Origin of the sequence: Serratia sp. CY47280 (assembly GCF_052168655.1) — a bacterium.
GTDB classification, from domain to species: Bacteria; Pseudomonadota; Gammaproteobacteria; order Enterobacterales; family Enterobacteriaceae; genus Serratia; species Serratia bockelmannii.
Genome location: NZ_JBJNMG010000011.1, coordinates 1 through 16070 on the forward strand (window position 1 = coordinate 1; position 16070 = coordinate 16070).

12 protein-coding genes and 1 pseudogene are annotated in these 16070 nt (G+C 53.5%); 12 read left to right on the forward strand and 1 reads right to left on the reverse strand.

Going from position 1 to position 16070, the window contains the following annotated elements:
* The 12 genes and pseudogenes from tuf to ACJ8J4_RS24330 form a co-directional block, all read left to right on the forward strand.
* Nucleotides 1–300, forward strand: a pseudogene (gene tuf / locus ACJ8J4_RS24275) (elongation factor Tu); the annotation flags it as partial.
* A gap of 259 nt (nt 301–559) precedes the next feature.
* Entirely contained in the window at nt 560–943 is a 384-nt protein-coding gene (gene secE / locus ACJ8J4_RS24280) for a preprotein translocase subunit SecE (RefSeq protein ID WP_004929916.1), read from the forward strand.
* Between the two features lies 1 nt (nt 944).
* Nucleotides 945–1490, forward strand: a complete 546-nt coding sequence (gene nusG / locus ACJ8J4_RS24285) for a transcription termination/antitermination protein NusG (RefSeq protein WP_004929914.1) — start codon at nt 945–947, stop codon at nt 1488–1490.
* A gap of 165 nt (nt 1491–1655) precedes the next feature.
* Nucleotides 1656–2084 (forward strand): 50S ribosomal protein L11, encoded by a 429-nt coding sequence (rplK, locus tag ACJ8J4_RS24290; RefSeq protein WP_015376316.1) that lies wholly within the window; start codon nt 1656–1658, stop codon nt 2082–2084.
* Between the two features lie 3 nt (nt 2085–2087).
* Nucleotides 2088–2792 carry a 50S ribosomal protein L1 gene (gene rplA / locus ACJ8J4_RS24295; protein ID WP_019456443.1) on the forward strand — a complete coding sequence of 235 codons (705 nt, stop codon included), beginning with the start codon at nt 2088–2090 and terminating at the stop codon, nt 2790–2792.
* A 338-nt stretch (nt 2793–3130) separates the two neighbouring features.
* Complete coding sequence (rplJ, locus tag ACJ8J4_RS24300; RefSeq protein ID WP_004929905.1) at nt 3131–3628, forward strand: 50S ribosomal protein L10; 498 nt, start codon at nt 3131–3133, stop codon at nt 3626–3628.
* A gap of 63 nt (nt 3629–3691) precedes the next feature.
* Nucleotides 3692–4057, forward strand: a complete 366-nt coding sequence (rplL, locus tag ACJ8J4_RS24305) for a 50S ribosomal protein L7/L12 (RefSeq protein ID WP_004929903.1) — start codon at nt 3692–3694, stop codon at nt 4055–4057.
* Nucleotides 4058–4389: 332 nt separating this feature from the next.
* Nucleotides 4390–8418: a DNA-directed RNA polymerase subunit beta gene (rpoB, locus tag ACJ8J4_RS24310; RefSeq protein WP_025304938.1), complete on the forward strand. Its 4029-nt coding sequence runs from the start codon at nt 4390–4392 to the stop codon at nt 8416–8418.
* A 118-nt stretch (nt 8419–8536) separates the two neighbouring features.
* Nucleotides 8537–12760, forward strand: a complete 4224-nt coding sequence (gene rpoC, locus ACJ8J4_RS24315) for a DNA-directed RNA polymerase subunit beta' (RefSeq protein WP_025304939.1) — start codon at nt 8537–8539, stop codon at nt 12758–12760.
* 168 nt (nt 12761–12928) lie between these two features.
* Nucleotides 12929–13375 carry a GNAT family N-acetyltransferase gene (locus ACJ8J4_RS24320; RefSeq protein WP_025304940.1) on the forward strand — a complete coding sequence of 149 codons (447 nt, stop codon included), beginning with the start codon at nt 12929–12931 and terminating at the stop codon, nt 13373–13375.
* Nucleotides 13375–13839 (forward strand): oxidoreductase, encoded by a 465-nt coding sequence (locus ACJ8J4_RS24325; RefSeq protein WP_043143693.1) that lies wholly within the window; start codon nt 13375–13377, stop codon nt 13837–13839. Before ACJ8J4_RS24320 ends, ACJ8J4_RS24325 begins: the two co-directional genes overlap by 1 nt.
* A gap of 1 nt (nt 13840) precedes the next feature.
* A complete protein-coding gene (locus ACJ8J4_RS24330; RefSeq protein ID WP_043143681.1) occupies nt 13841–15115 on the forward strand; it encodes a sensor histidine kinase in 1275 nt (424 codons plus the stop codon).
* Here the strand turns inward: ACJ8J4_RS24330 and ACJ8J4_RS24335 are convergent.
* Complete coding sequence (locus ACJ8J4_RS24335; protein ID WP_235211391.1) at nt 15101–15796, reverse strand: response regulator; 696 nt, start codon at nt 15794–15796, stop codon at nt 15101–15103. The genes ACJ8J4_RS24330 and ACJ8J4_RS24335 overlap by 15 nt on opposite strands.
* Between the last annotated feature and the right edge of the window lie 274 nt (nt 15797–16070).

The following is a 16070-nucleotide window of genomic DNA, read 5'->3' on the forward strand; positions in this document are numbered from 1 at the left end:
CCAGGCTCCATCAAGCCGCACACCCAGTTCGAATCTGAAGTGTACATCCTGAGCAAAGATGAAGGTGGTCGTCACACGCCATTCTTCAAAGGCTACCGTCCACAGTTCTACTTCCGTACCACTGACGTGACCGGTACCATCGAACTGCCAGAAGGCGTAGAGATGGTAATGCCAGGCGACAACGTGAACATGGTTGTCACCCTGATTCACCCAATCGCGATGGACGACGGTCTGCGTTTCGCAATCCGTGAAGGCGGCCGTACCGTTGGCGCAGGCGTTGTTGCTAAAGTTATCGCTTAATCGCTGATAAAGTTTGACGCGACACGCGGTAAAAGGGCATCATTTGATGCCCTTTTTCTACGCTGTGAACTAGAACCTATCTCATCAGCGATTTTGCAGTCATAATCATTGGTGAGATGGGCTCTTAAACCGTATTGACTGAATACGTCATGGCGTAAAACACCGGGATATTGCTATTGCGGTATCCGATCGGTTTGGTTTGCCTCGCAATGCGAGGCAAAGTTGTTTGTTCTGAATCATCATTGTGACAGGTTGGTTTATGAGTGCGAATACCGAGGCTCAAGGGAGCGGACGCGGCCTGGAAGCGGCAAAGTGGCTGATCGTCGCCGTTCTGTTGGTTGTGGCTATTGTCGGTAACTATTACTACCGTGATTTAAGCCTGCCATTGCGCGCGCTGGCAGTTGTGCTGATCATCGCCGTTGCAGGTGCAGTGGCTCTGATGACCACCAAAGGCAAAGCCACCGTTGCGTTTGCCCGCGAAGCGCGTACCGAAGTACGTAAAGTGATTTGGCCAACTCGTCAGGAAACGCTACACACCACGTTGATCGTTGCCGCGGTAACCGCCGTGATGTCACTGATTCTGTGGGGACTGGATGGTATTCTGGTCCGTCTGGTGTCGTTTATTACTGGCCTGAGGTTCTAAAATGTCTGAAGCTCCAAAAAAACGTTGGTACGTCGTTCAGGCGTTTTCCGGTTTTGAAGGTCGCGTAGCGCAATCGCTGCGTGAACACATCAAACTGCACGATATGGAAGAGCTGTTCGGCGAAGTGATGGTGCCTACGGAAGAAGTGGTTGAAATCCGTGGTGGCCAGCGTCGCAAGAGCGAGCGTAAATTCTTCCCTGGCTACGTGCTGGTGCAGATGGTGATGAATGACGCCAGCTGGCACCTGGTGCGCAGCGTACCGCGTGTCATGGGGTTCATCGGCGGCACGTCTGACCGTCCTGCGCCTATCAGCGATAAAGAAGTTGATGCGATCATGAACCGCCTGCAGCAGGTTGGTGACAAACCGCGTCCGAAGACGCTGTTCGAGCCGGGCGAGCTGGTGCGCGTCAACGATGGCCCGTTTGCCGATTTCAACGGCGTGGTCGAAGAAGTCGATTACGAAAAGAGCCGCCTGAAAGTTTCCGTTTCCATCTTCGGCCGTGCAACGCCGGTGGAACTGGACTTCAGCCAGGTTGAAAAAGGCTGATCGAATAATCATCAATAAGCGGTCCGTTGCCGCTTGTCAAAGGCGCGAAATTGAACTACAATTTCGCGCCTTTTGTTTTTAGATGCCTTGCCTGATGCCTGTCTGGCGAGGTTAAACACGGGGAGCCTCTCACGAGGCGATACTACCCAAACCGAGGAAATTTAAATGGCCAAGAAAGTACAAGCCTACGTTAAGCTGCAAGTTGCAGCTGGTATGGCTAACCCGAGCCCGCCAGTTGGTCCAGCTCTGGGTCAGCAAGGCGTTAACATCATGGAATTCTGTAAGGCATTCAACGCTAAAACTGACAGCGTTGAGAAAGGTCTGCCGATTCCGGTTGTTATTACCGTTTATTCTGATCGCTCCTTCACTTTCGTTACCAAAACCCCGCCAGCAGCAGTTCTGCTGAAAAAAGCGGCTGGTATCAAGTCTGGTTCCGGTAAGCCGAACAAAGACAAAGTAGGTAAAGTGACCCGTGCTCAGGTACGTGAAATCGCAGAAACCAAAGCTGCGGACATGACTGGTTCTGACGTTGAAGCGATGACTCGCTCCATCGAAGGTACCGCTCGTTCCATGGGCCTGGTAGTGGAGGATTAAGAGATGGCTAAGCTGACCAAGCGCATGCGCGTGATCCGTGACAAAGTTGATGCTACTAAACAGTATGACATCACCGAAGCTGTTGCTCTGCTGAAAGAGCTGGCCACCGCTAAATTCGTAGAAAGCGTTGACGTTGCCGTTAACCTCGGCATCGACGCTCGTAAATCTGACCAAAACGTTCGTGGCGCTACCGTTCTGCCACACGGCACCGGTCGTTCCGTTCGCGTTGCCGTATTTGCCCAAGGCGCTAACGCTGAAGCAGCGAAAGCTGCCGGCGCAGAGCTGGTAGGTATGGACGATCTGGCTGACCAGATCAAGAAAGGCGAAATGAACTTCGACGTTGTTATTGCTTCCCCGGATGCAATGCGCGTTGTAGGTCAACTGGGCCAGATCCTGGGTCCACGCGGCCTGATGCCAAACCCGAAAGTGGGTACCGTTACTCCGAACGTTGCTGAAGCAGTGAAAAACGCTAAAGCTGGTCAGGTTCGCTACCGTAACGACAAAAACGGCATCATCCATACCACTATCGGTAAGGTTGATTTCGACGCAGACAAGCTGAAAGAAAACCTGGAAGCCCTGCTGGTTGCGCTGAAAAAAGCAAAACCTTCTCAGGCGAAAGGCATGTACATCAAGAAAGTTAGCCTCTCCACCACCATGGGTGCTGGCGTTGCTATCGATCAGAGCGGTCTGTCTGCTGCAGCGAACTAATCGCACTTGCGATTATCGCTTTGACTTGGGGCCGAGATTTGTCTAGAATCTTATGCCCCAAGGTTTTGCTACTGGCTATGCCGTAGGCAAAACAAAGATTTTTCGGTTGGAGCCTGGCCTATCCAGGCCTCCGTCCAAGACCGCAGGTGTATCGCAAGATACTTAATCCTTCCTGCGTAGACGGTGACAGAGCCTAAGAAAATTTTTCTTTTTTATAAAAGAATGTCTTTGCTGGATTCTGCTCACCGTGTTAAGCCGCTCGGCGTGGCGTTTTACAAAGCGCCGAGTGAAGTGAGTTCCGGGGGATTTTCCCCGGCTAATCCAGGAGCAAAAAGCTAATGGCATTAAATCTTCAAGACAAACAAGCGATTGTTGCTGAAGTCAGCGAAGTAGCCAAAGGCGCGCTGTCTGCGGTTGTTGCGGATTCCCGCGGCGTTACCGTAGATAAAATGACTGAACTGCGTAAAGCAGGTCGTGAAGCTGGCGTTTACATGCGTGTTGTTCGCAACACCCTGATGCGTCGCGTAGTTGAAGGCACTCCATTCGAATGCCTGAAAGACACGTTTGTCGGTCCAACCTTGATTGCATTCTCTCACGAACACCCGGGCGCTGCTGCTCGTCTGTTCAAAGAGTTCGCGAAAGCGAATGCAAAATTCGAGGTTAAAGCTGCGGCCTTTGAAGGTGAGCTGATCCCAGCGGCGCAAATCGACCGCCTGGCGACGCTGCCAACTTACGAAGAAGCGATCGCACGCCTGATGGCAACCATGAAAGAAGCCGCTGCCGGCAAACTGGTTCGCACTCTGGCTGCAGTACGCGATCAGAAAGAAGCGGCGTAAGCCACTCTTTCTTAGCCTTTGCTAACGTATTTAAACTATTTCTGAATTTTAGGAACAATTGTTATGTCTATCACTAAAGACCAAATCCTGGAAGCAGTTGCCGCTATGTCCGTAATGGACGTTGTTGAACTGGTTTCCGCTATGGAAGAAAAATTCGGCGTTTCTGCTGCTGCTGCTGTAGCTGTAGCTGCTGGCCCAGCTGAAGCTGCTGAAGAGAAAACTGAATTCGACGTTATCCTGAAAGCTGCAGGCGCTAACAAAGTTGCTGTTATCAAAGCAGTACGTGGCGCTACCGGCCTGGGTCTGAAAGAAGCTAAAGACCTGGTTGAATCTGCTCCAGCCGCTCTGAAAGAAGGCGTGAGCAAAGATGACGCAGAAGCTCTGAAAAAATCTCTGGAAGAAGCTGGCGCAGAAGTTGAAGTTAAATAAGCCAACCTTTCCGGTTGCAGCCTAGTCTTTTAGGCTGATGGCTGGTGACTTTTTAGTCACCAGCCTTTTTGCGCTGTAGGGCGCCAGTAGCGTTTCACACTGTTTGGCTGCTGGTTTCGCCTCCCAATGTTTGTTTCTGTTGACGACTTAATATACCGCGGTCTTTGCACTACCAGGAGTTCTGGGGGAAGACGCGATGAAATGGTTTAAGCGTGATAGCAAGAGACATTGCGGAAAGTGTTCCCGCTTTCCGGTCGACAAAACGGTGTTGCATGAACTGTCCCTAATCGGACGGACAGATTGGGTCACTGATCAGCGAGCTGAGGAACCCTATGGTTTACTCCTATACCGAGAAAAAACGTATTCGTAAGGATTTTGGTAAACGTCCACAAGTGCTGGACATACCATATCTCCTTTCTATCCAGCTTGACTCGTTCCAGAAGTTTATCGAGCAAGATCCAGAAGGGCAGTACGGCCTTGAAGCCGCATTCCGTTCTGTTTTCCCTATCCAGAGCTACAGTGGCAATTCGGAGCTGCAATACGTTAGCTACCGTCTTGGTGAGCCGGTCTTCGACGTCAAAGAGTGCCAGATCCGTGGTGTGACGTTCTCTGCACCGCTGCGCGTAAAACTGCGCCTGGTTATCTATGAGCGCGAAGCGCCTGAAGGTACGGTCAAAGACATCAAGGAACAAGAAGTCTACATGGGCGAAATTCCGCTCATGACCGAAAACGGCACCTTTGTGATCAACGGTACTGAGAGGGTTATCGTATCTCAGTTGCACCGTAGTCCTGGCGTATTCTTCGACAGCGATAAGGGTAAAACCCACTCTTCGGGTAAAGTGCTGTACAACGCACGCATCATCCCTTACCGCGGTTCATGGTTGGACTTCGAGTTCGATCCGAAAGACAACCTGTTCGTGCGTATTGACCGTCGCCGCAAACTGCCTGCGACCATCATTCTGCGCGCGCTGAACTACACCACTGAACAGATCCTCGACCTGTTCTTTGACAAGATCGTCTTCGAAATCCGCGACAATAAGCTGCAGATGGAGCTGGTGCCAGAGCGCCTGCGTGGTGAGACCGCTTCGTTCGATATCGAAGCCAACGGCAAGATCTACGTAGAGAAAGGCCGTCGTATCACCGCCCGTCATATCCGTCAGCTGGAAAAAGACGACATTCAGAGCATTGAAGTACCGGTAGAGTACATCGCGGGCAAAGTGGTCGCGAAAGACTATATCGATACCAATACCGGCGAACTGATCTGCGCAGCCAACATGGAGCTGTCGCTGGATCTGCTGGCCAAACTGAGCCAGTCTGGCCACAAGCGCATCGAAACGCTGTTCACCAACGATCTGGATCACGGCGCGTACATCTCTGAAACGCTGCGTGTCGATCCGACCAACGATCGTCTGAGCTCGCTGGTAGAAATCTACCGCATGATGCGCCCTGGTGAGCCGCCAACGCGCGAAGCTGCCGAAAGCCTGTTCGAGAATCTGTTCTTCTCCGAAGACCGCTACGATCTATCCGCGGTGGGTCGCATGAAGTTCAACCGTTCTCTGCTGCGCGACGAGATCGAAGGTTCGGGCATCCTGAGCAAAGACGACATCATCGAAGTGATGAAGAAGCTCATCGATATCCGTAACGGCAAGGGCGAAGTGGACGACATCGACCACTTGGGCAACCGTCGTATCCGCTCTGTCGGCGAAATGGCCGAGAACCAGTTCCGCGTAGGTCTGGTGCGTGTTGAGCGTGCGGTGAAAGAGCGTCTGTCTCTGGGCGATCTGGATACCCTGATGCCTCAGGACATGATCAACGCCAAGCCGATTTCGGCGGCGGTGAAAGAGTTCTTCGGTTCCAGCCAGCTGTCCCAGTTCATGGACCAGAACAACCCGCTGTCCGAGATCACGCACAAGCGTCGTATCTCCGCACTGGGCCCGGGCGGTCTGACCCGTGAGCGCGCCGGCTTTGAAGTTCGAGACGTACACCCGACCCACTACGGCCGCGTGTGCCCAATCGAAACGCCGGAAGGTCCAAACATCGGTCTGATCAACTCCCTGTCCGTGTACGCACAGACTAACGAGTATGGCTTCCTGGAAACCCCGTACCGCCGCGTGCGTGACGGCGTGGTGACCGATGAAATCAACTACCTGTCTGCTATTGAAGAAGGCAACTTCGTTATCGCCCAGGCGAACTCCAACCTGGATGAAGAAGGCCGCTTCGTAGAAGACCTGGTCACCTGCCGCAGCAAAGGCGAATCAAGCCTGTTCAGCCGCGATCAGGTTGACTACATGGACGTATCCACCCAGCAGGTTGTTTCCGTTGGTGCCTCACTGATTCCATTCCTGGAACACGATGACGCCAACCGTGCATTGATGGGTGCGAACATGCAACGTCAGGCCGTACCAACCCTGCGCGCTGACAAGCCGCTGGTCGGTACCGGTATGGAACGTGCTGTAGCGGTTGACTCCGGCGTAACCGCCGTTGCCAAACGCGGCGGTGTGATCCAGTACGTGGATGCTTCCCGTATCGTTATCAAAGTTAACGAAGACGAGATGTACCCGGGCGAAGCAGGTATCGATATTTACAACCTGACCAAGTACACCCGTTCTAACCAGAACACCTGCATCAACCAGATGCCGTGTGTGAGTCTGGGTGAGCCAATCGAGCGCGGTGACGTGCTGGCGGATGGCCCATCGACAGACCTGGGCGAACTGGCACTGGGCCAGAACATGCGCGTAGCGTTCATGCCTTGGAACGGCTACAACTTCGAAGACTCCATCTTGGTCTCCGAGCGCGTGGTGCAGGAAGATCGCTTCACCACCATCCACATCCAGGAACTGGCGTGCGTGTCTCGCGACACTAAGCTGGGGCCTGAAGAGATCACCGCCGACATCCCTAACGTGGGTGAAGCTGCGCTCTCCAAGCTGGATGAATCCGGTATCGTGTATATCGGTGCTGAAGTGACCGGCGGTGACATCCTGGTCGGTAAGGTAACGCCTAAAGGCGAAACCCAGCTGACGCCGGAAGAGAAACTGCTGCGTGCGATCTTCGGTGAGAAAGCGTCTGACGTTAAAGACTCTTCTCTGCGTGTGCCGAACGGCGTTTCCGGTACGGTTATCGACGTGCAGGTCTTCACCCGTGATGGCGTGGAAAAAGACAAGCGCGCGTTGGAAATCGAAGAGATGCAGCTGAAGCAGGCGAAGAAAGACCTGACGGAAGAACTGCAGATCCTGGAAGCCGGCCTGTTTGCACGTATCCACGCGGTGCTGGTTGCCGGTGGCATCGAAGCCGACAAGCTGAGCAAGCTGCCGCGCGATCGCTGGCTGGAACTGGGCCTGACCGACGAAGAGAAGCAAAACCAGCTGGAACAGCTGGCCGAGCAGTACGACGAACTGAAATCCGACTTCGAGAAGAAGCTGGAAGCCAAGCGTCGTAAGATCACTCAGGGCGACGATCTGGCGCCGGGCGTGCTGAAAATCGTCAAGGTTTATCTGGCCGTTAAACGTCAGATCCAACCGGGTGACAAGATGGCGGGCCGCCACGGTAACAAGGGTGTTATCTCCAAGATCAACCCGATCGAAGATATGCCTTACGATGAAAACGGCACGCCGGTAGACATCGTACTGAACCCGCTGGGCGTACCATCACGTATGAACATCGGTCAGATCCTGGAAACCCACCTGGGTATGGCTGCGAAAGGCATCGGTGAGAAGATCAACCAGATGCTGAAGCAGCAGCAGGAAGTGGCCAAGCTGCGTGAGTTCATCCAGAAGGCCTACGATCTGGGCGACGACGTTTGCCAGAAAGTTGACCTGAACACCTTCAGCGACGACGAAGTGCTGCGTCTGGCAGAGAACCTGAAAAAAGGTATGCCGATCGCAACACCGGTGTTTGACGGTGCGAAAGAGACTGAAATCAAGAAGCTGCTGGAAATGGGTGGTATCCCGACCTCCGGTCAGATCACGCTGTTCGATGGCCGTACCGGTGAGCAATTCGAGCGCCAGGTTACTGTTGGCTATATGTACATGCTGAAACTGAACCACTTGGTTGACGATAAAATGCACGCCCGTTCAACCGGTTCTTACAGCTTGGTTACTCAGCAACCTCTGGGTGGTAAAGCGCAGTTCGGTGGTCAACGCTTCGGTGAGATGGAAGTGTGGGCACTGGAAGCATACGGCGCGGCTTATACCCTGCAGGAAATGCTCACCGTTAAGTCGGATGACGTTAACGGCCGTACCAAGATGTACAAAAACATCGTGGATGGCGACCACCGGATGGAGCCAGGCATGCCGGAATCCTTCAACGTACTGTTGAAAGAAATCCGCTCGCTCGGCATCAACATCGAACTGGAAGACGAGTAATCGTCATTCCGGCTCAGGCTCCCCGCCTAAGGGAGCCTGAGGGTGGTTGTTCAGGTCACACGGGTACCTACTGCGGTTGTGGGTACCCAACAGGTTTAACTCCGACAGGAGCCAATCCGTGAAAGACTTATTGAAGTTTCTGAAAGCGCAAACTAAGACCGAAGAGTTTGATGCGATCAAGATTGCTCTGGCCTCGCCAGACATGATCCGTTCGTGGTCGTTCGGTGAAGTTAAGAAGCCGGAAACCATTAACTACCGTACGTTCAAACCAGAACGTGACGGCCTTTTCTGCGCCCGTATCTTCGGGCCGGTAAAAGATTACGAGTGCCTGTGCGGTAAGTACAAGCGCTTGAAACACCGCGGCGTGATCTGTGAGAAGTGCGGCGTTGAAGTGACCCAGACCAAAGTGCGTCGTGAGCGCATGGGCCACATCGAGCTGGCTTCGCCGACCGCGCACATCTGGTTCCTGAAATCGCTGCCATCCCGCATCGGTTTGCTGCTGGATATGCCGCTGCGTGACATCGAACGCGTACTGTACTTCGAATCCTATGTGGTGGTCGAAGGCGGTATGACCAACCTCGAGCGTCGTCAGATCCTGACCGAAGAGCAGTATCTGGACGCGCTGGAAGAGTTCGGTGACGAATTCGACGCCAAGATGGGTGCGGAAGCTATTCAGGCCCTGTTGAAAAACATGGATCTGGAAGCCGAGTGCGAGCAGCTGCGTGAAGAGCTGAACGAAACCAACTCCGAAACCAAGCGCAAGAAGTTGACCAAGCGTATCAAGCTGCTGGAAGCGTTCGTACAGTCCGGTAACAAGCCGGAGTGGATGATCCTGACCGTGCTGCCGGTACTGCCGCCGGATCTGCGCCCGCTGGTTCCGCTGGATGGCGGTCGTTTCGCGACCTCGGATCTGAACGATCTGTATCGCCGCGTGATCAACCGTAACAACCGTCTGAAACGCCTGCTGGATCTGGCTGCGCCTGACATCATCGTGCGCAACGAAAAGCGTATGCTGCAAGAAGCGGTAGACGCCCTGCTGGATAACGGCCGTCGCGGTCGTGCCATCACCGGTTCCAACAAACGTCCTCTGAAATCTTTGGCCGACATGATCAAAGGTAAGCAGGGTCGTTTCCGTCAGAACCTGCTCGGTAAACGCGTTGACTACTCCGGCCGTTCCGTAATCACCGTAGGTCCATACCTGCGTCTGCATCAGTGCGGTCTGCCTAAAAAGATGGCGCTGGAGCTGTTCAAACCGTTCATCTACGGCAAGTTGGAGCTGCGTGGCCTGGCCACCACCATCAAAGCCGCCAAGAAAATGGTTGAGCGTGAAGAAGCCGTCGTTTGGGATATCCTGGACGAAGTGATCCGCGAACACCCGGTACTGCTGAACCGTGCACCAACCCTGCACCGTTTGGGTATCCAGGCGTTTGAACCGGTTCTGATCGAAGGTAAAGCGATCCAGCTGCACCCACTGGTTTGTGCGGCCTATAACGCCGACTTCGATGGTGACCAGATGGCTGTTCACGTACCGCTGACGCTGGAAGCCCAGCTGGAAGCGCGTGCGCTGATGATGTCTACCAACAACATCCTGTCCCCAGCGAACGGCGAGCCAATCATCGTTCCTTCTCAGGACGTTGTACTGGGTCTGTACTACATGACCCGCGACTGTGTTAACGCCAAGGGCGAAGGCATGGTGCTGAACGGTTCCAAAGAAGCTGAGCGTGTTTACCGCGCCGGCCTGGCGTCTCTGCATGCGCGCGTTAAAGTGCGTATCACCGAAGACGTCAAAAACGCCGAAGGCGAATGGACTTCTCAGACCAGCATCATCGACACCACCATCGGCCGCGCCATCCTGTGGATGATCGTACCGAAAGGTCTGCCGTACTCGATCGTTAACCAGCCTTTGGGCAAGAAAGCGATCTCCAAGATGCTGAACACCTGTTACCGCATCCTGGGCCTGAAGCCGACCGTTATCTTTGCTGACCAGATCATGTACACCGGTTTTGCTTACGCAGCCCGTTCAGGCGCTTCCGTAGGTATCGACGACATGGTTATCCCGGCCAAGAAAGCGGAGATCATCGAAGAAGCGGAAACCGAAGTTGCCGAGATCCAGGAGCAGTTCCAGTCTGGTCTGGTTACCGCCGGCGAACGCTACAACAAAGTGATCGATATCTGGGCTGCAGCGAACGAACGCGTTGCGAAAGCGATGATGGAAAACCTGTCGGTAGAAGACGTGGTTAACCGTGACGGCGAAGTGGAACAGCAAGTTTCCTTCAACAGCATCTTTATGATGGCCGACTCCGGTGCGCGTGGTTCCGCCGCTCAGATTCGTCAGCTGGCCGGTATGCGTGGCCTGATGGCGAAGCCGGACGGCTCCATCATCGAAACGCCAATCACCGCGAACTTCCGTGAAGGTCTGAACGTACTCCAGTACTTCATCTCCACCCACGGTGCTCGTAAAGGTCTGGCGGATACCGCACTGAAAACCGCGAACTCCGGTTATCTGACCCGTCGTCTGGTTGACGTGGCGCAGGATCTGGTTGTGACCGAAGACGACTGTGGCACCCACGACGGCATCCTGATGACTCCGGTTATCGAAGGTGGCGACGTGAAAGAGCCGCTGCGTGAACGCGTTCTGGGCCGTGTGACGGCAGAAGACGTCCTCAAGCCGGGTACGGCGGACATTCTGGTGCCACGCAACACCCTGCTGAACGAGAAGGCGTGTGACCTGTTGGAAGAGAATTCTGTCGACAGCGTTAAAGTCCGTTCCGTAGTGAGCTGTGAAACCGACTTTGGTGTGTGTGCAAACTGCTACGGTCGCGACCTGGCACGTGGCCACATCATCAACAAAGGTGAAGCCATCGGCGTTATCGCGGCACAGTCCATCGGTGAGCCGGGTACACAGCTGACGATGCGTACGTTCCACATCGGTGGTGCGGCATCTCGTGCGGCTGCTGAATCCAGCATCCAGGTGAAAAACAAGGGTAGCCTCAAGCTGAGCAACGTGAAGTTCGTTATGAACGCCGCGGGCAAGCTGGTGATCACCTCGCGTAACACCGAACTGAAACTGATCGACGAATTCGGCCGTACCAAAGAAAGCTACAAGGTGCCTTACGGTGCCGTGATGGGCAAAGGCGACGGTGAAGAAGTTAACGGCGGCGAAACCGTTGCTAACTGGGATCCGCACACCATGCCGGTCATCAGTGAAGTCAGCGGCTTCATTCGCTTCGCGGATATGGTTGACGGCCAGACCATTACTCGCCAGACCGACGAACTGACCGGTTTGTCTTCTCTGGTCGTACTGGACAGCGCAGAGCGTACCGGTAGCGGTAAAGACCTGCGTCCGGCACTGAAAATCGTTGACGCTCAGGGCGAAGACGTATTGATCCCAGGTACTGATATGCCTGCTCAATACTTCCTGCCGGGCAAAGCGATCGTTCAGCTGGAAGACGGCATTCAGATCGGTGCGGGTGATACCCTGGCGCGTATTCCTCAGGAATCCGGCGGTACCAAGGATATTACCGGTGGTCTGCCGCGCGTTGCCGACCTGTTCGAAGCACGTCGTCCGAAAGAGCCGGCAATCCTGGCTGAAATCAGCGGGATTATCTCGTTCGGTAAAGAGACCAAAGGCAAACGTCGCCTGGTGATCTCTCCGCTGGACGGCAGCGACGCTTACGAAGAGATGATCCCGAAATGGCGTCAGCTCAACGTGTTCGAAGGCGAAGTGGTGGAACGTGGTGACGTCGTTTCCGACGGCCCAGAGTCTCCGCACGACATTCTGCGTCTGCGTGGCGTGCATGCGGTTACCCGCTACATCACCAACGAAGTGCAGGAAGTTTACCGTCTGCAAGGCGTTAAGATTAACGATAAGCACATCGAAGTTATCGTTCGTCAGATGCTGCGTAAAGGCACCATCGTTAGCGCTGGTGGCTCCGAGTTCCTGGAAGGCGAGCAGGCTGAAGTGTCTCGCGTCAAGATTGCCAACCGTCAGCTGGAAGCTGAAGGTAAAATCGCGGCAACCTTCTCGCGCGATCTGCTGGGTATCACCAAGGCTTCCTTGGCGACCGAGTCCTTCATCTCCGCTGCATCGTTCCAGGAAACGACGCGCGTTCTGACCGAAGCTGCCGTAGCCGGCAAGCGTGATGAACTGCGTGGCCTGAAAGAGAACGTTATCGTGGGCCGTCTGATCCCAGCCGGTACCGGTTACGCTTATCATCAGGATCGTATGCGTCGCCGTGCTCAGGGTGAAGCGCCGGTTGTTCCGCAAGTCAGCGCGGAAGAAGCGACGGCTAACCTGGCCGAGCTGCTCAACGCAGGCCTGGGCGGCAGCGACGACGAGTAATCGTCATCCGCGCCGCGGGCCCGGTACGCCGGGCCCATCGCCAGATAAACCGCCCCTTCGGGGGCGGTTTTTTTTCGCCTCGTGCCGGGTTAAGACAAACTTTGCTACTATGGTTCCAGCAGAAATTGACCGGCGCTTTTTATCTGACAATTAAGGACAGTGCGAAACATGGACAGCCTCATTACCTTCGAAAAATTGACGGCGCAACACCTGCCATACCTGTATGAGATCCGCTTTTCCGTTGAAGAAAACCTGCTGCATCCGCATCAGGTCCAGTATCTGCAGCGCAAACAGGCGCTGGAGGACATCAACCAGGGCGGCGGTTGGATCTGCAAGTATGGCGACGACTATGCCGGCGTTGGCTTCGGGTTATTCATCCCTGAACCGCTGATCGGCGGCCTGTTCGTGAAGCCGGAATACCAGTCTAAGGGGATCGGCTCTGCCTTACTGGCACGGGTCACTCACTGGATGTTTGAGCACGGCGCCGAAGCGATCCACTTAACCACCGATCTCGGCTCCAAGGCCGAAGGCTTTTATCAACGTCACGGCTGGGTCGTGGTCGGGCAGGATGAATTTGGCCAGGCCGAATTGGTGAAACGCAAAGAGGGTGAATGATGAAAATCAAAGGATTGATGACGTTACTGCTGCTTTCGCTGTTTAGCGCGCCGCTGTATGCGGCCGTTGACTATTTTTATCTGAAACCGCTCGACGGCGAGAAGATCAAAATCACCCGGCAGATGCTGGAGGCGATGCCGCCGCACACGATTAAAACCTCGACCAATTTCACCCCGGAAGATACGTTTACCGGCGTTGAGTTTGCCGAGCTGGTGAAAGCCTATCATCTGAAAGGCCAGTCGGTGCGCGCTTTCGCCTGGGACGATTACTCCTACTCGATGCCGATTGACGAGATGATTAAATACCGCGTGATTGTCGCCTATCTGCGCGGCGGTAAGCCGATCGACGTGGGGGAGCTGGGGCCATTCGCCATTATTTATCCGCGCGATGGCTACGCTGAGCTGAATAACCTGGATGTGAATGCGAAAACCGTCTGGCAAGTTAAACGGTTGGAGATGAAATAAGATGAGCAAAAAACTGATCGGTACTCTTATCGCGTTGGTTGCCATCTTCTCTTTATTGATTTTGTTGATTGCTATTAACTTCGGTGGCGTAAAAGAGCGCTATAAGCAGATCGAGCCCAATCTGGACAACTACTCGGTGGCCGAGATCCTCTTTCTGGCGTTTGAAAGGACCAAAACCGCGCTGCTGCTCAGTGAAAATAACGACTACGACGCTTTCCTGATCAAGAAGAAAATCTTTTACTCGAAGATTCAGATCCTGGAGAGCCGTTCGACCTTCAGCGACTCTTTTTATTACGACGACGAGTTCATCAAGAATGTTGCGCTGCTGAAGCAGCAGTACCGCACGTTGGACGATCTCTCCGCCGGCTTGCTGGTGGGGCAGAAAAACAAGGCGGATATTCTCTCTTATATGGATGATATCGAGGGCACGCTGGTCGATATCCAGGAAATTATTTATCGGATACAGATTAAAAACTTTACCGAAGTGAAAGGCATCATCCAGGACAACTCGAGTAAAGCCGAGATGTTTGCCCTCTTTTCGCTGATGTTGGTGTTCCTGATGATGTTCCTGGTGCTGAGAAATGCCTTCTCGTTAAAAGAGATCATCAAGAATAAGAACATCTTTATCTCTTCCATCTACCACGAGATCGCCGGCTCGACTCAGGCCATCGTCATTGCTGCGGATATCATGGAGCACGAGCTAGCGCAGGAAGAGTTGAAAAAAGAAGCTCGCCTGATCTCCTATCACGGCAATAAGATCACCGAACAAACGCGCGAAGTGATGGATTATTCGCGGCTAGAGATGGGGGAGGTCAAAATGAATATATCCACCTTCCGTCTGAATGAGGTGGTGGACGATGCCATGACCAGTATCAGCGCCGGGCGCGGTAATCGCATCGTGGTGCGTCGTTCATCCTATGTTGGTTTGATTTGCTCCGACAAATATAAGCTCTACCGAATATTGGCCAATCTGCTCAGCAACGCGGACAAATTTACTCACCACGGTGCGATTATCCTCAATGTGAAGGTGTGCCACGGCAATCTGTATTTATGGGTAAAAGACACCGGCATCGGGTTTAACGTCGATAATCTGGAACGATTATATAAGGCGTTCAATCAGGGGGTGGAAAGGGAAACGCGACAGGGATTGGGGCTAGGGCTGACCATTATCAAAAATTACGTCACGACGATGAAAGGCGCCATCAAGGTCAAATCCGTCGAAGGGGTTGGCTCGTCGTTTTTGATCCGCATCCCGGTCAAACTAATTAAAGAATAAGTTCGACAGCAGCAGCGAAGAGATAATCAGCGGTTTGGTCGGTTTTTCCACCAGATGCACGTCATAGTGCAGGATCATATCGCCGATGTTTTTCTCGTAGTGATTCAGCTGGCCGGTCAAAATGATGATGCGGGCATGCGGATCGAGGGTGTCCTTTATTTTCTTCACGACGCGTTCGGAAGTCTCGCCGAAGTCCAACAGCCAGTCCAAAATAAACGCCTCAAAAGACTGGTGCTCCAGCGCGGCCAGCATGGCGTCCGCCGTCTGAAAGGTCTCGGTCTCGATGCCGTAGCGGCAGGCGATCTTCTTCAACAATTCGAGAATATCACTGTCATTGTCCAGGATCGCGATACGCGGAGCCGGCAGAAAGTCTATCTTGTTGACTTTGTACAGTGGGGCATCGGCGGCATGTTCCCGGTTGGTGTTGATGATGAAAAGATCGTCTTTTTTGTAGGCGTAGGTTTCGTCGCTGTCTGCTTGCGTGGCCGGGCGCTCGTCGACCTCAATGTTGCAGCGCTTGTGAATGCTGTTCATGATAAAGACGCCGTTATGCGTCCTTTGGCCGGCAAACGGTTCGTTGAAATACTGAAAAACCTTTTTGATTTCATCGAGGGTGATGCCCCTTTTGCCATCCAGTTTTTGTTTGGCGCTGTTGTACTGAAGGTTCAGTATGTTGGCCATCGTGGAGGCATGTTTTCTGTCGCCAACTCCTTTCAGAGTGAGCAACGCGCTGATTGCATCGATATAATTTGGCGTTTTCTTCATGACAACCTTGGCTTTTTTGATGTTGACCGCGAGCGCTGAAAAACCTGCGCGAGAACCCGTGCTGGATTATAGATGATGCCCCGGTGGTTGCGGTGATATCAGTTTGATTTCCTTTGGCAAACTCAAAACATACTCGATACTAAATAAAAAAACACTCAAAAGACATTCACATTTAATCGTTTATGTGGTT